Origin of the sequence: Mesorhizobium sp. M0808, from assembly GCF_040320025.1 — a bacterium.
In the GTDB taxonomy this organism is placed as follows: domain Bacteria; phylum Pseudomonadota; class Alphaproteobacteria; order Rhizobiales; family Rhizobiaceae; genus Mesorhizobium.
On the sequence record NZ_JAMYOX010000042.1, the window covers coordinates 14,537 to 33,671 of the forward strand.

A 19,135-nucleotide genomic window follows, 5' to 3' on the forward strand; every position below is an offset into this window, starting at 1 on the left:
CGCACAAGCAGTTTAGGACGTTTGCCTGCGCCGTGCGAGATGCGCAAGAAGGGCCGTCAAACGCATCGCGTTCAGGACCCGCTTCGCAGGAACACCGCCCTTGCGCGCCATCTCGACACCCCAATGCATGTGGTCGAGCTCGCGGATCGAATGAGCGTCCGGATTGATGCTGAAGATGCAGCCCTGATCGAGTGCCTTTTGATGCCAGCGCCAGTCGAGGTCGAGTCGCCACGGATGTGCGTTGATTTCGACAGCGACGCCGTGTTTCGCACACGCTTTGAGGACTTTGTCGACGTCGAGATCATAACCGGGCCGGCGCAACAGCTGGCGACCGGTCATGTGCCCGATGATTGTCGTCCGAGGATTTCCGATCGCCTCAATGATACGCTCCGTCTGTTCCTTCTTGGGCAACTTGAAGCGGCTGTGCACGCTCGCGACGACGAAATCGAACTGCTCCAAGATATGATTCGGGTAATCGAGCGAGCCATCCGCCAGGATGTCCGCCTCGATGCCCTTCAATATGCGAAATTTTCCATTGTATGCCTTGTTCAGCCGGTCAGCTTCGCGGTGCTGTTCAGCAATCTCCTGCAACGAAAGGCCGCCTGCGTAGTGAGCGGACTGCGAATGATCGGCGACACCATAGTATTCGAAACCGCGCCTACGCGTGGCTTCAGCCATTGCCTCAAGCGTTTCGGTGCCATCGGATGCGGTCGTGTGAGAATGCAGGATGCCATGCAGATCTTCATCCCGAATGAGGGCGGGTAGCTTCTGCTTTGCCGCTCGCTCAATCTCGTCCCTGCCTTCGCGCAATTCAGGTTCGATAAACTGCAAGTCTAGAGCTTGGTAGATTTCTTCTTCTGTCGCTGACGCGATCAGCTTTCTCCCGCGATGGAGCCCGTCGGCGTTTAGGGTGAATCCCTTGTCGGCCGCGAACGTCTTCAGTTGCTCAAGGTGGTCTGCCGAACCGGTTGCTTCGAGCAGGCTCGCGCCAAAGTGCTTCCTGTCCGTGACAACAAGCCTGAGGGTCGTATCCTCGATTCCAGTCGACTTTCTGGCCTGTGCTACCAGGGCGAAGTCGGAAACGAGCTCGCAACCGCGTCGGAAGTCACCTGCAATTTCCACGCGCGAAAACTCTGGATGCTGTTGCTTTACCGATATGACCGCATGGTGGAGAAGAGCGGCGGCCTTGTGCAGGTGAAGTTGCGTTTCGCCGCTTCGCACGATGGCCAGGTTCTGCAGCAGCTTTGTCTGAAGCGCGGCGCCGAGGCCTTCGACTGGGCGGATGCGGTCTTCTCTTGCTGCGGCCTCGAGCTCCGCCAGCGAGTTCACGCCGAGCGCCTGATGAAGCTTCAGTATCTTATCGGGACGAAGCCCGGGTATGGCAAACAGCTCCATCACGCCCGCTGGAACATCCTCGCGCAGCTTCTCAAGGCTTGGGTGCGTGCCGGTTTGGTAAAGCTTGGTCACGATGTCTGCGATCGCGTCACCGATCCCCGGGATCTTGGTGAGGGCGCCGGCAGCGATGATCCGATCAAGCGGCTGCGACAGCGCCGTCAGACTGTCTGCCGCGCGCAAGTATGCCTTTGTGCGATAGGGATTGTCGCCGCGCATAGACGCCCGTTGCGCGTATTCCCTCAAAAGACTGGCGACGGTCCTCGGATCGCTTTTTGCCATGGCTTCAGCCCAACGAGGCCGATCTCCGCAGGTTCCAATCAGGCAAGACCATGAGCGCCGCGTTGTCCTTTAAATCCCGGCTTTACTGCCTCTTCCCGCGTCGGACGCTACAGATTGGGCAAGGATTGGTCAGCGCGACCCCATCCCGCCAGAGCTTTGGAGGCTGCGCGTTTCTTTAATTCAGGAGCATCGCCCACGTGGAAATGAGAGGGCGCATCTATTGTCTTCATCTCCGCCCACGTGATCGGTGCCGCGACAGGAGCGCCCGGACGTGATCTTGCGCTGTAGGGCATGATCGCGGTCGCCCCGCGCTGATTGCGTAGATAGTCCACAAAGATGCGACCCTTGCGGCGCGCCTTTGACAACACAGCCGTGAAATGGGCCGGATCGCTCTGGGCGACCGCCTGCGCCAGGCGAGACGCGAAGTCCTTCACCTCTGGCCACTCGGCGCCAGGGGTGAGGGGCGCGATGACGTGCACTCCTTTGCCTCCCGTCAGCATCGGGAAAGTCGTAAGCCCCAGAGATTTAAGGATAGCGCGGAACTGAAAGGCAGCGGCGCGGACGGCCTCAAAATCGAGGCCTTCATCGGGGTCGAGGTCGAACACGAGGCGGTCGGCCTTTTCGACATCCTCGATCCGAGCCCCCCATCCATGCAGCTCGATCGTTCCCATCTGGACGCAAGTCATGAGTCCGTCGGCATCGTCGACATAGAGATATGGTTCCTCGTGCCCGTCCTTCTCCGTGATGCCGACGTGGTGGACTTTGTCGCCAAAGCTGCCGGCGTCGTGTTTTTGGAAGAAGCACTTCTTCGCGCGGCCCTGTGGGCATCGAACCAGACTGATCGGCCGGCTGCCAACCCAAGGAAGCATGATCGCCGCGACCGCTGCGTAATGGTCGGCAAGCTGTCCCTTGGTGATGTTGGACTCCGGATAGATGACGCGGTCACGGTTACTTATCGCGATGGCGGTTGTCGCAGACGCGGCGAGATCGGCTGCATGACGTTCCGTCTCGAGCACGACCGCCTCCGGCTTCTTGTCTTCACGGAGACCAAGATAGCTCGGATGTCGTAACGTCCCTTCATTTGTCATTTCGGTGAAGGCAATCTCAGCGACCAGTTTCGGACGGAGCCAGTGTGCGCCGCGCACTTCGGCGCGTGGTGCGTCGACGGTGGCGGCCTTCTGCTCAAGCGGCGCCAGGATCTTCAAGAGACGAAGAAGTTCAGCGGTATCGAAGCCGGTGCCGACTTTCCCGGCGTAACGCAGCTTGCCGCGGTCATGAACGCCAAGGATCAAGGACCGAAACGCGCGGACCTTGTCGGACGGCGTCCAGCCGACAATCACAAATTCCTGCCGCCTGATGCATTTGATCTTCAGCCAGCTTGCGCCGCGGGCCGCCACATAACTCGAATCCGCGAGCTTTGAGATGACGCCCTCAAGGCCGGCAGCGCAGAAGCGATCGAGCAGCTCTTCTCCGCGGCCGAGGATATGGTCGGAGTAACGAAGGACCGGATTTTTCGCAGGCAAGATCGCCTCCAGCTTCGCCTTGCGCTCAACAAGAGGAAGCCTTGTCAGATCTTCGCCGTCGAGCTGCAGCAGATCGAACGCATAAAAGTCGATAGTCGCCGGGGCACCCTTCAATGCATTTTGAAGCGCTTGGAAGTTAGATCTTCCTTCCGCATCGACAACCACGGCCTCGCCGTCAATCAGGGCGGAGCGCACCTTGAGCTTGCGAGCCTCGGAGAGGACCGAGGGAAAACGGCTAGACCAGTCCAGACCAGATCGTGTGTAGGCTCGCGCCTCGCCTCCGCCGACGGCAACGAGAATACGATAGCCGTCGTATTTCATTTCATGGATCCAACGATCGCCGGCAGGGACCGTGTCCACGAGCGTTGCGAGCTGGACCGGCCGGAAAGCGGGCGGCGCTAAAGTGACCTCGTCACGAGCGGGCGACTTCGCTTGACTAGCGCTCGACGCATTGATTGCCTTACGCGACGTTGGCTTGACCACCCTGACCTAAACCATACTCAGAGACGAAACAGCGTTATCCGCCGTCCAACGCGCGACTACTTCTTTAGTTTCGCTGGGGCCGTGTTGAGCTTTTCGCGATCATTGCCGACCCGCTTGGTTAGCGCCTCGGCCTGAGGCCGTGCTTCCTGCCTCCGGCCCTTCCATTCCCGATTTTCGCACACAGCTCACAGGCAATAATCAAGAGCAGGAACGGGCCCTCAAATGCCGCCACAGCGTATCCGGTTTCTGCCATCGGCTTTAGAAGCCTGACATTCCGGTTCCGGTCCCCTGTGCGTACGGTTTTGATCTTCTCGTCGAACCCCATGTTTCGATTGATGATTACTCGACGTGCCCCATTGAGGCCAACTACCTCGCCCAGAGCAGCTCCGATGCCAGTTTCAAGAAGTGCAAAATGGCCATAAATGCGCCGACCAGAGTGAATGCTCTCGTATCCGGGTCTATTTCGAGCAGCGCGGACTTGGTCAGCATTAGACAGCCTAACGGTCCTTCCCAACATAGCCATGGGCACCGGCCTGCTACTCACGCAGCACCCCCTCCTCCTTGGCAGCAGCCTCGAAAGCCTGACGGACCTCTTCCGGAGTCACACGGTCCTGAAAGGCGTCGGCGCACAGTTGCACAGCCTTCCTCCACTTAGGTCCCATCTTGGTCCACTTCATGAGTTCCTCGGCGGCACCCTCGACGTTGTTGCACCCGTAGGTGACCCCAGGTCGGTCGGTCTTGACGTACACCGGAGGGGAGAACCAATGGGTTGCCACGACAACTCCTACTCAGGGGAGAGATACACGTTGGCCTCCTTAGCGGCAGCCTCAAAGGCCTTTCGTATTATGTGGGGGTCAATCGAATCGCCCTCCAAGGCTGACAGGCAGAGGGTCACCGCCTTATGCCAGCGAGGCCCTCGCCGGGTCCACATCTTGAGCTGCTCAAGGGCTTCCTTCGCGTTGTTGCAGCCATGCCTGACACCGGTTTCAGTCTTCACGAACACCGGAGGGACGAACCAGATGGGCGCCATGATACCTCCTACTCAGGGGAGAGATACACGTTGGCCTCCTTGGCAGCCACCTCAAAGGCTTCACGGACCTCATGGGGGACATCCTGCCCTCGAACGCGTCGACGCAGGATTGGACCGCCTTCGTCCACCTCGGGCCCTTTGTGTCCCATGCCAGGAGTTCCTCGGCGGCTCCCTCGACGTGGCTGACCCCATTGCGAATGCCCGGACGTTTCGTCTTCACGTAGACCGGGGGAGCGAACCAGAGGGGACCCATAAGAGGGAACTTAGAGCGGGAAGAGCCCGCTGACCAACCCCGCTTTAGCCGCAGCTAAGGAACGATGTAGGCCCTCGCGGGTTTAGAGCTTGCAGCGGTCGATCTTCGTGGATGTGCAGCCGCTGTGGGCGGGGGTTCGTCGCCTCTCATCTCCATGCTTGGCGGCGGGCTCCTTTCGCGAGGGCGGTGTTGGTCAGAGACACATAGAACCTTGTACCCCATCCAATTTAGCTAGTCGTCATTGGGGGGAGTAATGTCCCCTCCTCTTTTGCAGCAGCCAGGAATGCCTTGCGGGCCTCCTCAGGTTCCATCTCGTCGAAAATCACGGCCATGCAAACCCGCACCGCGAGGTCCCACCAAGGGCCACGCTTGGTCCACTTCATAAGCTCCTCGCCGGCTGCCTCGGCGTTGTTGACATTGCGGATGATCCCGGGACGCTCGGTCTTGACGGGGACCGGAGGGTTGAACCAGTGGAGAGCCATGCGGTCACTCTTTGTCGGCCCGATCAAGTTCCTCCAGTAAATACTTTTGCTCAGCCGGCAGCTCCGGTTCTACAGGCAGATTTAGCATCCTGCGAAGGTAATTGCGGATTACCTCTAACTAGCGCAGGACGGCGCGCTTCCGTTGCGATGCCACAGTGACTGAATTTGGCTGACAGCTACTCGCGACCGTCGAAAGCCACGCAGAGGCCCATGGCAGTTGCAGCTTTGATCGAGACCGTGTCGCCACGGTCCGCCCTGTTGAGGAGGCGGTTATTCGCGAAGATCGAACCCGACGAACAGGCCAAAGGCTGGGGCAACATTGACAATAAGCTCCACCAGCTCGCAGTCAGTTTCCGCCAGATGTGGCCCGTCTCGGCGCACCGCTGTGATAGTCGCTTTGACGGAGATGATTTGGCCGCGACGGGCTTGTAGGATCAGCTCGTGAACAAGGTGTTTGGCAGTCACTTTGTCGGGTCGGCAGTTCGTCCAAACGTTCATACAAGGCCTCCCACCTCAGCGAGAACCCAAGGGAACATTCATGATCCTCTGTCGAGAAAAATCAAGAAGAATGTTTGATAACTTCTGAGTGGGAATCAGGGGGACAAGCCACGAAGCGAGCCTCTATATTCTTTGACCTGACGCTCAGCCAGCCGGCTAGGGACCTTCTTCCGTCGGGCCCTGTTTGGCCCGATCAATAGCCGCAAGTAATGACTGTAGGGTTGGCGGCAGTTCTGGTTCGACCTCCAGATTTAAGAACGTTTGTACGTGATGACGATAGCCTTCGGAACGGATCAGTTTCCGAAACGCTTCGGAGACAGACTGATGGTCTGCTTTGTTGCTCGTTGTCATGTTCGGGAAGTCCGTCCCAATGAGCCGCAACTCGCCCGCAACGAATGGGTTCCATCAGGAGGTCGGAATATTTGGTAGAAATTTCTGAGCGGGAGATCGGATAACTGGCTCGCGCGAAGACCCCCCGTGCCCCCTTCGTTTGCCGCAGCATTAATCCTCGCTCTTTGAACTGAAGATTCGTGTCGATCTAGCGTCGGCGTTGCACATCGTGAACGTTGGAATGCTTCTGTCCAATGTTTGCTCACGCTGTGATGCCAATAGGGCAGGCTCTTGTGGCAGGGTGGCGCTCGACGGATTTAGCATGACAAGAGGGTTGCTTTCTGTATTTTGGCAGGGTATCGGATTTGGCAGGTACCCTAATGGCAGGAAAGAAGACCGATGAACTTCGGATACGCGCGGACCTCGACCACAGATCAGGTAACCGGATTGGACGATCAGGTGGCGGCGCTGGAGAAGGCCGGATGCAAGCGTGTGTACAAGGAGCATGTCTCTGGGGCCGCTTCGAGGCGGGAGCGGCTTGAGCGGCTCATGGAGAGGCTGGAAGCGGGCGACACGCTGACGGTGACCAAAATGGACCGCCTAGCGAGGAACGTCAGACAGCTTCTCGAGATCGTGGAGGACTTGCAGGGGCGTGGCGTAGCGGTGCGTATCCTCGACTTCAACGGCGACACGGTCGACACCAAGACCTCGACCGGCAAGCTCATGTTGACGATGTTCGGGGCGTTCGCGGAGTTTGAGCGTAGCGTCGTGCTGGAGCGCCAACGGATCGGGATCGATGCCGCAAAAGGCGACAAGACCAAGTACCCAGGACGGAAGCCGACAGCGATGGGGAAGCGCGACAAGATCGTGAAGTTGGATGCCGAGGGCATGACCAGAACAGCGATAGCCAAGGAACTGGGGGTCAGTGAGCGGAGCGTCTATCGGGCGCTTCAGGGGACCGGTGAGCCGATAGGGTGACCACTAGAACTACGAGGCGAATTTGGCCCCACCAGACTATGAAACGCTCCTCTCCCAAGCTGACCCGCGCGGTTCTCCCTGCATTGCGACTGCCTGTTGCCCTGTTTGCTCCTTTCCGGGGCGACATCAGCTTTGGCGAGGCGCGTGTGTCCTGATCAGTGCCTTTCCATGGGGACAATCAGTCCCATCGACCACACCCAACAAAGGAGCAATGACGACAACCGGCCTCACGCACAAGATTCCTGACAGTCCCATCGGCCTAGTCTCTTCTGGACAAGAGGGCTGATATGAATACTGAAGTCGAAGAACGCAAACTTGATCCCGCCTTGGCTCTCCCGGTACTCGATGAATCCGCACCGCGCGAACCGCATCGGCAATTTGCGCTCAAGCACGAGGACTGCTTCATCGTCGCCGACAGCTACGGCGACATACGAGGCACGGGCGACGGGCTCTTCCGCGACGACACGCGTGTGCTGTCGCGCTTCCGGCTGTTGATCGCTGACCGCATGCCCTCATTGGTTGGCGCGTCCTTGTCGCAAGACAACATCTTGTTCACAGCCAATCTAACCAATCTCGCCGCAGTGGGGCCAAACGGCAGGGAAGTTCCAGCGAGCGCCGTACACATCGATCGGACCCGGTTCATCTGGCAAGACCGCATGTTCGAGCGTATTACCTTCACCAACTACTCCGCGCGCGCGATTGCGTTGCCGGTCCGGCTCGACTTCGATGCCGATTTCCGAGACATGTTCGAGTTGCGCGGCACCACGCCGTCGCGGTCGTGCCCATGACGCGCTGATCAGGGAGGCAAGCGTCACATTTCGGTCCGAAGGGCTCGATACCGGAACGACGTACCTGAAGGCGAAAGATCGATTTCCGCTCCACGCTCCTCGTTTGTGGCCATCGCCGGACCGAGAGGAAGTCCGCCGCTCCGCTAACACGTGGCTGGACGGGGCGCGCCAAGGTCATCGCTGACTGTCAAGCCATTTCTGCAGAATTTGACGCACACAAGGCCGATCCGAGGCCAACTGGGAGTGCATACCAGCTTGGAATTGTGCGGAACCGTACGAAGCCGATTGCAAGCAACCAACCTGGTTGGCCGGGCATTAATTTAGCAAAGCGTCAATTAGGGAAAGCATCGGGAGGAAGACCATGCTGCACGTTAACATGCCTCGCGAATTTGAGGTCGGCGATGAGGTTGCGCTAGCAGGTACCGCCATCGCGATTCTCCCCAGCGGGCGCGCCAGGGTGAGCATTCCTTCGTATGACCATCCTTATACGATTGATCCGCCACCCAAAGTCCGGGCCGGCGACCGAGTGGTTCCTGTTGGGGACGTCACCCGCATCGATCAGGTTGCGCTCGCGGTAGAGCCGCTTGCTGAAGCAGGGCTTCCATTTCCGGTTGCTCTTGGCCGGGATGTTGGGCGTGGCACCCTGCTCCTGGATCAATTCCCGGATGCGGTCGGCGTCGTAGGCCTTGTCGGCCAGCACAATGGTGCGTTGGCCAAGATGATCGAGAAGCCGATCAGCGATCTGACTGTCATGTGCCTGTCCTGCTGTCAGGCCGAGCCGTATTGGGAGCCCTTGCGCGTCGACGACGACGTGGATCTTGGTCGTGAGCCCACCGCGCGATCGACCGAGACAACGATCTGGTCCCCCTTTTTTGCCGTCGCAGCCTGTTGGTGCGCCCGGATGGAAGTGCTGTCGATCATTTGGATATCCCCAGCGTGCTCGGCGCTGATGGCATCCATCAGCCGGTCCCAGACGCCTGCTCTCCGCCATCGCACAAACCGGTTATAGCAGGTGGTCCGCGGCCCTTAGCGCTCGGGCAGATCCCGCCACGGCGCGCCGGATCGCAGCACCCAGAAGATGCCGTTGAGCACCCGCCGGTCATCGACGCGCGGAACGCCTCGCGGCTTGTTGGGCAACAGCGGCTCGATCACGCGCCACTCGAAGTCGGTCAGGTCATATCGGCTCATGCGGAGCCTGAATCAGATTGCGCCGCAATATGAAAGCCGCCAGTCGGAAAACAACCCATTGCGGAGCTTGAAACTACCAACGATAAATTCAGAATGACAACTCTGCCGACCGCTGTTTTGCCGATCTTTGCCGCAGCCGGATGGTTTCCTGGACGCAAAGTGCCCATGTCTCCAGAGGTCCCGGCTAGTCATCCCGTGGCTGCCGTTCTCAGCGAGTTCGGTGGCCTCAACGTCGGCGAGCTCGGCCGTGGCATGGAATGCGCCCGGAGCGATGTCGTCTTCTGTTGGTCCCCACATGAAGGCTACCGAGAAATCGCCGAAATTGGAGACTTGCTTCAGACGGAGTTGGCTTGCTTTGCCACAGCTCACAACCATCACCAAAGCCTGTATATCGATAGTGGGGGCCGAGTGTTTGTGGTGTCCCCGATGATGAGCGGCATCGGCTTAATGGGGCGCACTTTTGGTGATGCTATGGAGCGCGCCCTGCTAGGCCGAAAGGCATCACCCCTGCTTCTGCCATCACATGAGAGTGTATCTTGGTATGGAGAGGTGCTTCTGCGTGGAAGCCCTCAAATCATGAGCATTGGGGAACTGAAGACGGGATAGGGCGGCCGACTGCTTTCCACCCTATCTCGCTCATTCCGCATTTATGAGTTCACGGCCTAGTGCGTCGCTGGCGTCTTCGGACTACTGGTGAAGCAAGTCCGATGTGGGCCTTCGCGACCCCGCTTCACCTGCCGTCCAGCCGTTCGCACATTCGCGATCGTCGCTCTCGGCAACAGGCGCCGCGCCCGGCCAGGACGTGTCGCATGTGCGCGCTGTCGAAGGAGGCGCCCAGCAACATTTCGCGTGAAGGCAACGCGGGCATCCGATCGATCGTAACCTTTCTCTGCAATGAGCGACTTGTTGCCGGCGATGGGCCTTCGGCTCTTACGCATTATGGAGATCACATGTTGGTCCCGGCACCCGATGCCGGCAACAGGTCTGCTTCGGAGCGCCGCGACAGAACTGGGCGACATGGTTGCGGTGGAGTAGGCGCCGTCGCCCTGGGTTAACAACCCGGTCGGTGACGGCCGCATCGAAAGCCCGCAAGTTCCTGTGAAGACATAGCGTGCCGGCGAAGGTCCGCCCTCGCGACAGGGATTCGTTCTAGGCCGATCAGTCGGCAACGCGACCGGCCAGATGAGCGAGAGCTTACCCTCGGTGTTGGTCTCGACCCGGCTCGCATAGAAGCCGTGAAGGGACATCTCCAAACGCTCGTCGACGGTCGTCCATCACTGCCGACTACGAGTCGAGGTCGTATGGCTCGTGGCCTAGCTCGTTGTGATGAAGCGCCTCTGCCATACACCTGATGTCGAACGCCTGGCCGCACGCCGGGCAGAGGACGAAATACTCCTCCTCCCGAAGTGGCGATGCATCGTGGTCTTGGGGGATGACGATGTCATTGTATTCGTCGGGCATTGGGTCCTCCGGCAACGCCGCCCGCCATCCTGGAACGCCTGCCGGCATGATTTGTTTCAAAGTTACTGCGCTTAAGAAGGAAGCCCTGAGCATCGATTGGGGCCTGATGTCCGGTTTCGACAGCGATGCCGTGCCACCGGGCAGTCAAAGTGATTTTCATCTGCAATCTTTGGTTACGGCACGGGCAAGAACCGTTTCCGCGCGCGGCAAGGCTCGAATTCCACCAAGCATGCGCGGTCATCTGAACTCCAATCCGGCAACGCACACCGCTTGGCCGAGATCGACTATGGAGACTGACGTTGCCCCAAGTTTCTATCCAGATTTGAGTTCGTGGCCGGATATGGAGTAAAATTCAGGCCCGAGATTCCATTTCGCGGTGTTCGGAGAACTCCGCTTCACTGGGTATTTGTGCATCATTTATTGGGTAACGCCGCTCTTGGCGATGCGCTCTTCGAAACTCGGGGCCAAGCCCGACGTGCTGAAGCACTGACCAGCGTCCATCGCGGCGGCAGCTTCTGGGCCAAGCGGATGCCTTTTAGTTACTTGCGGACGTTTGATGTGGCGCAAAGGATCCGCAGAAGCTAACATAACTTTTTCTTGGAGGCTGTCGTGGGTACGAGACGTTTCAGAAAGCCCGTCGTCGTTCAACCCGGCCGGATCGATCGCGACAGAGTTGTTGCGTCGGTATCCGACGCGGCCGAAGTTCTGCTGAGGGATTGGCCGACGCCGGAAGGCAAGTCGCGGCTCGCCGCAATCGAAGCATGCCTTGCCGTAATCCGTGGAGAAAAACCACCAAGGATAGCGCGCCAGGCGTTCATCGCTGCTGCCAAGGAGGCCAGGATATTGCTCGCGGAAGAAATTTAGGCTTATCGTGCGGCGGAGACCCTGCTCGGTCTGATCCAGCCTAACAGCCGCATCCAGTTCAGCGAGACGATGCCGGGCGGCGAGGCCAATGCGATCTTCTATCTGGTCGACGGGCGGGGCTTGAGGGCGCAACCGCGACCTCCGGAGTCCTCGCTTGCGATGTCTGCTTTCAGGATGCGGAGAAGCTGATCTCTACGGCCGAGAGGCGCATTGCTGCCCTTCGCCACGCGGGAAATGAAGGGCCCCAATGGCTCATCAACGTGAATGAAAAATCTCCGACGATGCGGTCAGCGTAGCCGGGAACGTCGCAGTTGCGCCACAAATGCTCGGGACGCTAGTCCGGGCTTTCCCCCTACCGACTCACGGGATAACAGCACCGCAGGCTGGTGGTGGTTAATGGCGCGTCGTGCATCAGCTTCGTCGACGAATGCTCTTTGTACGCCATTGGCGCCGCGAGCAGTTGTAGACGCCGCTCCTATTCTGCACCTAGACAACTTTGCGAGGCTTTAATGGATGAAGGGCTGATTCGTTAAAGCATTGATTTCTTCCCCGTTTTTGGTTTTGCGACACTCCGTCGCATGGTAGACAAACCCCTTGTTGAGCGGCCAGTTGACGGCCGTCCAAAATGATTATTAAGTTCGGTCATAGAACGAATTAATCGGAGCTGCTGTTGAACGAAGTCCCGCGAATTTCTCGTCAGTTCTCGCAGCGCTCCGTCATGGAGGCGATCGTGCAAGGCGGGCCGATCTCGCGCGCTTCAATCGCAAAGCAGACCGGCTTGTCCAAGCAGACAATCTCCGAGATCGTCAGGACACTCGAGCAGGAAGGCTGGGTGCAGGAGAGAGGGCGTACGAGCGGACATGTCGGACGCACGGCTGTCACTTACGAACTCGTATTTGACGCGGCCTACATCGCGGCCGTCGACCTCGGCGGCGCCAAAGTCCGGGTCGCCCTCACCGATCTTGCCTGCCAGATATTCGCAGAGGAAACGGCGCCGACCGATCCTCGGGGCGGACAGTTCATCGTCGACCAGATCGTGGATCTAGCGCTTCAGGCGGCCGATAGGCACCGAATCTCGCGCACAAAGATAAGGCTGGCGGTGATTGGTGTTCCCGGTGCACCCGACAAGAAGACGGGCCGCGTCCTGCTTGCCCCGAATATTGCCGGCTTTGGCACGATGAATGTCGTTCGCGCCTTCGAGCAGGCATTCGGGTTTCATGTGATGATCGAGAACGATGTCAATCTGGCGGTGCTCGGCGAGAACTGGCAGGGGTGCGGCCGCGGTATCGACAATCTCGCCTTCATAGCGCTGGGTACCGGTATCAGCAGCGGCCTCATGGTTGCAGGCAATCTGGTGCGGGGCGCCAGCAATGCAGCCGGCGAGATGGGCTTTTTGCCGATTGGCGCCGATCCTTTCGCGCCGACATCGTTGCGCGCCGGCGCTTTCGAGCGCGTGGTCGCAACCAACGCCATGGTTGAACGCTACGCAACGCTGACGGGCAACATCGTCAACGTGCCGACGATTTTCCGCGGTGCATTGGCTGGAGACAGGCATGCCGCGACGGTGCTCGACGAAATCGCGCGCTACCTCGCACAAGGCATTGTGGCCATAGCGGCAATTGCCAATCCGCAAAAGGTCGTCCTGGGCGGCTCGATCGGGCTGCGGCCGGAAATCCTGTTGCGCGTTAGGGACCTGCTGCCGCGCTGCTTCCCCTACCCTATCGCCGTTGAGGCCAGCGAACTCGGGTCGCGGGCAGCGCTCATCGGCGCTGCCGCCATCGGGCTCAGCCAGTTGCACAACACACTGTTCGGCGTCGACGCGCCCGACGGACGCATTTCGCTTCCCCCAGCCAGTTCGGCCGTGCTGCGCGAGGCCACGCTATGACCGCCTTAAAGGACATCACCGCCCGCTTGCGCGCCGCCCTCGATTGCGACGCAGCGGTGGAGCTTCTGCAGGGGGCAATCGGCCGCGAAAGCATAACCGGTCACGAAGAAAACTTTGTCGACTTCCTTGAAGACCGGATGCGCGTGCTTGGCTTGAGCGAAATTCGGCGTGCGGAATTCGCGCCCGGCCGGCCCAACGTCTGGGGTGAGCGCAAAGGTGCTGGCGCCGGGAAGCGGCTGCTCTTCATCGGCCACACCGATACGGTCCATGTCGAGGGCTGGCGCGAGCACTGGGCTGGCACCGCCAAGCAGGATCCGTTTGCCGCGCCAATGATCGACGGGCAGATCTGGGGCCGCGGCGCCGGCGACCTCAAGGCCGGCATCTGCTCCGCGCTGTCGGCACTCTCTCTGCTCGACACAGCCGACATCCAACTGGCCGGCGACGTTGCCTTTGCCTTCGTCGGCGACGAGGAGAGCGGCCAGCCTGGAACCGGCGTCTCCGCCGGCATCAAGGATTTCGTCGGCCGCATTGAGAGAGGCGAAGTCTTTGCGCCCGATTTCGTCGTCTATGTGGAGCCTACCCGCCTTTCGGTTTATCCGGCCCAAATTGGCTTCTTCATTACCGACATCACCATCACCGGACGATCAGCCTATTTCGGCGTACCCGAACTCGGCAAGGATGCCTTGCGTGCAAGCCACGCCGTCATGAGCGCGCTGTGGAAGCATTCGGAAGATGTTGCAACAAGAGCCGAGCACCCGCTGATTGGGCGTGGCTTCCTGCTGATCACCGGGCTTGCGGGCGGCGGCTACATCGCGGTGCCCGAACGCTGCACGTTGTCGCTGATCCGCAAGCTGTTGCCCGGCGAGTCGCTGGACGAGGCCGCCGCCGAAATCGAGGCAGTGGTGCGCGGCGCCATCACCGATCCCGAAATTATGTTGGCGTTCGCCTATCCGGCAGGCCGCGATCATCCGCTTGGGGGTAACGCCGCCGAGATTGCACCTGACAGGCCGGAGGTCGGCGCTCTTGCTGCCGCCATGGCCCGATCGATGGCTGGTCGCGGGGCCATCGAAGGCGCGCCATTCTGGTCAGAGTCATCATTTTTCACCAACCGGCTCGGCATCCCCGCCGTGTACTGCGCGCCAGGCGACATTCGCAACTGCCACACCTTCGACGAACACGTCGATGTCGAGGAATATCTGGCGGGCGTCGTAGGCTTCGCCCGGTTCATGGTGGAGTGTTGCGGCGTTACGGAATGAAGGACAACTGAGAGCGAAAATGGGAGAACTACCATGCTGATAAACAGACTTGTTGCTACAGCACTTGCAGGCAGCCTTATGCTGTTGGCCGGCGGTGCCGGCGCACAGACAGTAGGACCAAGCGGCGAGACGGCGACACCCAGCGCCGAGGTTAGATTGTCGGATGCAGACCTGGCCGCAGTAAAGGAGAAGGGCTACAAGGCGGCGCTGCTGTGGCACACCTCCTCCGACTTCACGAATGCGGTCACGTCCGGTGCCAAGGATGAATTTGCCCGTGCCGGCATTCAAATCGTCGCCACCACCGACGCGGGCTTTGACGCCGCGCGCCAGCGCAGCGACATCGAAACCGCGCTCGCGGCGAAGCCAAACGTCATCCTGTCGCTGCCCCTCGATCCGGTCACTTCGGCCGAGGCGTTCCGTCAGGCGCTCACCGACGGCACCAAGCTGGTATTCCTTTCCAATCTGCCGAAAGGCTACAAGCACGGAACCGACTATGCCGCCATCGTCACTGACGACCTGTTCCAGATGGGCAAGCAGGCGGCCGATGCACTGGCCAAGGCGCTCGATGGCAAGGGCAAGGTCGGCTACATCTTCCACGACGCCAGTTACTATGTGACGAACCAGCGCGACCAGGCTTTCAAGACAACGATCGAGAAGGATTATCCCGGTATCAAGATCGTCGCCGAGCAGGGGATCTCCGATCCGGCGCGGGCAGAAGAGTTGGCCAGCGCCATGCTCGTGCAGCATCCCGATCTTGACGGCATCTACGTCACCTGGGCCGAACCGGCCGACGGCGTGCTGTCGGCCTTGCGGGCAAGCGGAAACACCAAGACCAAGATCGTCACGCTCGACCTCGCCGAACCGGTGGCGCTCGATATGGTCAAGGGCGGTAATGTGACCGCACTGGTGGCCGACAAGGCGTATGAGCTCGGTCGCGCCATGGCCGCTGTCGGCGTCAAGGCGCTGCTCGGCCAGGAGACCCCGGCCTTCGTCGTTGCCCCGGCGCTTACCGTGACCAAGCAGAACGTTGCGCAGGGCTGGAAGGATTCGTTGAACCGTGACGCGCCGCAATCGGTGCTCGACGCGGCCAAATGACAGGCGAATGCCCGGCGGCCAATCAGGGCCGCCGACATCATAAAAACAAGGGGAACTGACATGCGCACAGCAATTGGAATGTTGTCGGCACTGGTAGCGCTCGTCGCCGCCAACGCCTTCGCAGCCGAGGGCACCACCACGGGACCGAACGGGGAAAAGCCGACGCCGGCAAAGAGCGTCGTGCTCACACCAGCTGAGGAGCAGCAGATCAAGGACGGCAAATACACCGCCGCGCTGGTCTGGCATGAGATGAGCGAATACACCAACGCGGTGAACAGCGGCGCCCAGGACGAGTTGAAGCGGCTCGGCATCAGGGTCGTCGCTCAGACCGACGCTGGCTTTGATGCGGCCCGGCAGAAATCCGACGTCGAGACAGTACTCGCCAAAAGGCCCTCTATTATACTGTCCCTACCGGTCGATCCCGCAAGTGCGGCCATCGTCTTTGATCCTGCGCGCCAGGCCGGCGTGAAATTGGGATTCGTCGACAATTCGCCGGCAGGCTACGTTCAGGACAAGGACTATGTGACCATCGTTTCGGACGACCTTTTCCAGATGGGCAACAAGGCCGGGATCGCAATGGCCGACGCGCTCGGCAAGCAGGGCAAGGTCGGCTACATCTTTCACGATGCCGATTTCTACGTCACCAACCAGCGCGATGGAGCATTCAAGCACACGATCGAGCAGGACTATCCGGACATGAAGATCGTGGCCGAGGCCGGAATGGCCGACCCCGCGCGCAGCGAGGAGATCGCGCAGGCGATGATCACACAGCACCCAGACCTCGACGGTATCTATGTCACCTGGGCTGAGCCGGCGCTTAGCGTGCTGTCCACATTGCGGGCGGCCGGCAACAGCCACACCAAGATCGTCACGCTCGACCTGAACGAACCGGCGGCATTGGACATGGTGAAAGGCGGCAACGTTGCGGCACTCATCGCAGACGAAGCCTACGACATCGGCGTGACGCTGGCACGCGCCACGGCCGCCGCGTTGATCGGCAAGAAGGCCGCGCCGTTCATCGTGGTCGATTCCCTCGCCGTCACCAAGGACACTGTCAAGGACGGGTGGAAGCGGTCCCTCAACAAGGACGTGCCCGCGACCATCGCGGCCGCCATGAAGTAGCGGCAGACAATGGCGCCCCGCCGGAGGAAGTGAGAATGTCGAGTATCAACACCAGCCCCGGCCGGGCAGCGAGCTTGGTCAGCCGCTTCAACCTGCAGCAATATGTCGTCTATCTCGGATTTCTGGCGATCTTCCTGTTCTTCGCGATCGTACTGAAGGACAGCGGTTTTCTGACGGTCCGCAACCTGTCGAACATCGTGCTGCAGACGGCACCCGTGACGATCATGGCGATCGGCCTCGTCTTTGTCATGTCGGCGGGCGAGATTGATCTTTCGATAGGTTCGATCGTTGCCGTGGCAGCCCTTGCCGCCGCGGTGGCGATAAACGCCTACGGCTTGTTGGCCGGGGTGCTGGCCGGCCTCGGCGCCGGCCTGCTGATCGGCCTGCTCAACGGCGCCCTCGTGGCTTACGTTAAGTTGCCTTCATTCCTGGTAACACTGGCGACGCTCGGGTTGTTTGCCGGGGTATCTCGCTCGATGACCGATTTGCGGTCGATCCCGGTCACCAACGACGCCTTCACCGGCTTCTTCGGCTCAGGTTCTTTGCTGGGTGTTCCGTCGTTGATCTGGTGGACGGTCATTGCCGTTGCGATCGCGCATCTCATCTTTCGCGAGACGCGCTTCGGCGCCCATGTGCTGGCCACCGGCGACAACAGCCGTGCCGCCAGTGTTTCCGGCATCAGCGTGGCGCAGATAAGGCTGGCCGTTCTGACCATAAGCGGCGGACTCGCCGGCCTTGCCGGGCTGCTCTATGCCGGCCGGCTGCAGGCTGCGAAATACACGCTCGGCGAAACCGACCTTATGACGGTGATAGCGGCCGTCATTGTCGGCGGAACCCTGCTTAACGGCGGCAAGGGATCGATTGTCGGTGCGCTGGTCGGCTCGCTTATGATGGGCATGCTGAACAACGGCCTCATCCTGATGGGCCTGTCCGTCTCCGACCAGATGATCGTGCGCGGCTTGATCATTCTTGCCGCCGTCGCCGTATCGCTGCGCGAAAAGTCCCGTTGAAGGAGTTTTGTCATGTTCCTCGATGTTCTGCGGCGCCGCAATCCGAGCTTTATAGAAAGCGCCACGCGCCTGCACCAGGAAGGAAAGCTGCCGGCTAATTCCTATGTGCTCGACCTCGATGCCGTCGAAAGCAACGCCCGGGTTCTGAAGCGCGAGGCCGACCGGTTCGGCCTGAAGATTTTCGCGATGACCAAGCAGGTCGGCCGCGCCAGTTCGTTCTGCCATGCGCTCAAGCGTGGCGGCATCGATCAGGCCGTTGCCGTCGACATGGCCTGCGCGCGGGCAACGCACAGAGCCGGCCTGAGGCTCGGTCATCTTGGCCACCTGCAGCAGATCGCAAGGCACGAGGCCAATGCGGCGGCCAAAACATTCAGGCCGGACTATTGGACCGTCTTCAACGACACCAAGGCTGAAGAAGCCGCTGCCGGCGCAAGGCTCGCCGGGTACACGCAAAACCTACTTGCCCGCATTCGCGCCGATGGTGACGTTTTCTACCGCGGCCACGAAGGTGGTTTTGAGGCGGCCGATATCGCCGCGGTCGCCGAAAAACTGGATGGTCTCGACGGCGCACGGTTCGCTGGTATCACCACCTTCCCGGCGCTGTTGTTCGACCAGACCACGCGAACGGTCCTGCCGACACACAATCTGGCGACACTGGGCAGAGCTGCCGAAGCGCTCGCCAAGTCCGGCCGCAGCGACATAGAGGTGAACGCGCCCGGCACAACGTCGAGTGTCCTGCTTGGCGCGCTGGCCGAAGCCGGCGCCACGCAATGTGAACCGGGCAATGGCTTGGCCGGCACCACCGCGCTGCACGTCATGGAGGATCTGCCGGAGCTCCCTGCCGTTCTGTATTTGACCGAGGTCTCGCATTTGTCTGGCGGCAAAGCCTACTGCCTGGGTGGCGGCTTCTATATCGATCCGATCTTTCCGGACTACGAGGTGAAGGCAATCGTGTCCGCAGAACCCACCACGGCCGCCGCCGCGCTCAGAAGCGTCGAGGTGCCGCCGCCTGCGGCAATCGACTATTACGCAATGATTGACGCTAGCGGCGCCAATGCTCCACGCCCCGGCGACACGGCGGTGTTCGGCTTTCGTGGCCAGGCGTTCGTGACCCGCGCCTACGTGGTCGGCATCTCCGGTGTCTCAAAGGGGGCGCCCCAAGTCGAAACGATCGAAAACGGTTTTGGCGAAACCGCTGCCTGGCCTGTCTAGGAG

General features: G+C 60.3%; 17 protein-coding genes and 2 pseudogenes. 10 read left to right on the plus strand and 9 right to left on the minus strand.

The features are described 5' to 3' along the window. Positions 1 to 12 precede the first annotated feature (12 nt). The 6 genes from NKI25_RS30265 to NKI25_RS30290 form a co-directional block, all read right to left on the minus strand. Positions 13 to 1,674, minus strand: coding sequence for a DNA polymerase/3'-5' exonuclease PolX (locus tag NKI25_RS30265; RefSeq protein WP_353000192.1), 1,662 nt, complete (start codon positions 1,672 to 1,674; stop codon positions 13 to 15). Between the two features lie 107 nt (positions 1,675 to 1,781). Further along, on the minus strand, positions 1,782 to 3,680 hold the full coding sequence (gene ligD, locus NKI25_RS30270; RefSeq protein ID WP_353000194.1) for a DNA ligase D: 1,899 nt from the start codon (positions 3,678 to 3,680) through the stop codon (positions 1,782 to 1,784). Positions 3,681 to 4,216: 536 nt separating this feature from the next. Beyond that, positions 4,217 to 4,456 (minus strand): DUF982 domain-containing protein, encoded by a 240-nt coding sequence (locus tag NKI25_RS30275; protein ID WP_352625651.1) that lies wholly within the window; start codon positions 4,454 to 4,456, stop codon positions 4,217 to 4,219. Between the two features lie 8 nt (positions 4,457 to 4,464). After that, the gene (locus tag NKI25_RS30280) at positions 4,465 to 4,710 is read right to left on the minus strand and encodes a DUF982 domain-containing protein (protein ID WP_352473718.1); all 246 of its coding nucleotides are present in this window, start codon (positions 4,708 to 4,710) and stop codon (positions 4,465 to 4,467) included. Positions 4,711 to 5,190: 480 nt separating this feature from the next. Continuing rightward, the gene (locus tag NKI25_RS30285) at positions 5,191 to 5,445 is read right to left on the minus strand and encodes a DUF982 domain-containing protein (protein WP_352595415.1); all 255 of its coding nucleotides are present in this window, start codon (positions 5,443 to 5,445) and stop codon (positions 5,191 to 5,193) included. A 270-nt stretch (positions 5,446 to 5,715) separates the two neighbouring features. Beyond that, positions 5,716 to 5,943 (minus strand): hypothetical protein, encoded by a 228-nt coding sequence (locus NKI25_RS30290; RefSeq protein WP_353000195.1) that lies wholly within the window; start codon positions 5,941 to 5,943, stop codon positions 5,716 to 5,718. 729 nt (positions 5,944 to 6,672) lie between these two features. On the opposite strand from NKI25_RS30290, the gene NKI25_RS30295 reads away from it, so the two are divergent. Together NKI25_RS30295 and NKI25_RS30300 are read left to right on the plus strand one after the other, a co-directional pair. After that, positions 6,673 to 7,251: a recombinase family protein gene (locus NKI25_RS30295; RefSeq protein WP_352708147.1), complete on the plus strand. Its 579-nt coding sequence runs from the start codon at positions 6,673 to 6,675 to the stop codon at positions 7,249 to 7,251. A gap of 287 nt (positions 7,252 to 7,538) precedes the next feature. After that, positions 7,539 to 8,088, plus strand: a pseudogene (locus NKI25_RS30300) (glycogen debranching N-terminal domain-containing protein); the annotation flags it as partial. 504 nt (positions 8,089 to 8,592) lie between these two features. Here the strand turns inward: NKI25_RS30300 and NKI25_RS30305 are convergent. Further along, positions 8,593 to 9,227: pseudogene (locus NKI25_RS30305) on the minus strand (IS5 family transposase); the annotation flags it as partial. Positions 9,228 to 9,320: 93 nt separating this feature from the next. On the opposite strand from NKI25_RS30305, the gene NKI25_RS30310 reads away from it, so the two are divergent. Beyond that, complete coding sequence (locus tag NKI25_RS30310) at positions 9,321 to 9,833, plus strand: SUKH-3 domain-containing protein (protein ID WP_352453847.1); 513 nt, start codon at positions 9,321 to 9,323, stop codon at positions 9,831 to 9,833. A gap of 678 nt (positions 9,834 to 10,511) precedes the next feature. On the opposite strand, the gene NKI25_RS30315 is transcribed toward NKI25_RS30310, so the two are convergent. Beyond that, positions 10,512 to 10,688, minus strand: a complete 177-nt coding sequence (locus NKI25_RS30315; protein ID WP_352495879.1) for a hypothetical protein — start codon at positions 10,686 to 10,688, stop codon at positions 10,512 to 10,514. 46 nt (positions 10,689 to 10,734) lie between these two features. Between NKI25_RS30315 and NKI25_RS30320 the strand changes: the two genes are divergently transcribed. Further along, entirely contained in the window at positions 10,735 to 11,037 is a 303-nt protein-coding gene (locus tag NKI25_RS30320) for a hypothetical protein (protein WP_352708145.1), read from the plus strand. Positions 11,038 to 11,105: 68 nt separating this feature from the next. Here NKI25_RS30320 and NKI25_RS36575 read toward each other — a convergent pair whose 3' ends face one another. Then, complete coding sequence (locus tag NKI25_RS36575; protein WP_502897462.1) at positions 11,106 to 11,684, minus strand: hypothetical protein; 579 nt, start codon at positions 11,682 to 11,684, stop codon at positions 11,106 to 11,108. A gap of 538 nt (positions 11,685 to 12,222) precedes the next feature. Between NKI25_RS36575 and NKI25_RS30330 the strand changes: the two genes are divergently transcribed. From NKI25_RS30330 to NKI25_RS30355, 6 genes are read left to right on the plus strand one after another with little or no spacing between them, the layout of a single operon-like run. Next, complete coding sequence (locus tag NKI25_RS30330) at positions 12,223 to 13,437, plus strand: ROK family transcriptional regulator (protein WP_352708143.1); 1,215 nt, start codon at positions 12,223 to 12,225, stop codon at positions 13,435 to 13,437. Beyond that, positions 13,434 to 14,693, plus strand: coding sequence for a M20 family metallopeptidase (locus NKI25_RS30335; protein WP_352708142.1), 1,260 nt, complete (start codon positions 13,434 to 13,436; stop codon positions 14,691 to 14,693). Before NKI25_RS30330 ends, NKI25_RS30335 begins: the two co-directional genes overlap by 4 nt. A gap of 33 nt (positions 14,694 to 14,726) precedes the next feature. Next, positions 14,727 to 15,788 (plus strand): substrate-binding domain-containing protein, encoded by a 1,062-nt coding sequence (locus NKI25_RS30340; protein WP_352708141.1) that lies wholly within the window; start codon positions 14,727 to 14,729, stop codon positions 15,786 to 15,788. Positions 15,789 to 15,848: 60 nt separating this feature from the next. Next, positions 15,849 to 16,910: a substrate-binding domain-containing protein gene (locus NKI25_RS30345; RefSeq protein ID WP_352708139.1), complete on the plus strand. Its 1,062-nt coding sequence runs from the start codon at positions 15,849 to 15,851 to the stop codon at positions 16,908 to 16,910. 35 nt (positions 16,911 to 16,945) lie between these two features. Further along, on the plus strand, positions 16,946 to 17,920 hold the full coding sequence (locus NKI25_RS30350; protein ID WP_352621950.1) for an ABC transporter permease: 975 nt from the start codon (positions 16,946 to 16,948) through the stop codon (positions 17,918 to 17,920). Between the two features lie 12 nt (positions 17,921 to 17,932). After that, entirely contained in the window at positions 17,933 to 19,132 is a 1,200-nt protein-coding gene (locus tag NKI25_RS30355) for an alanine racemase (protein ID WP_352708138.1), read from the plus strand. Positions 19,133 to 19,135: the final 3 nt, after the last annotated feature.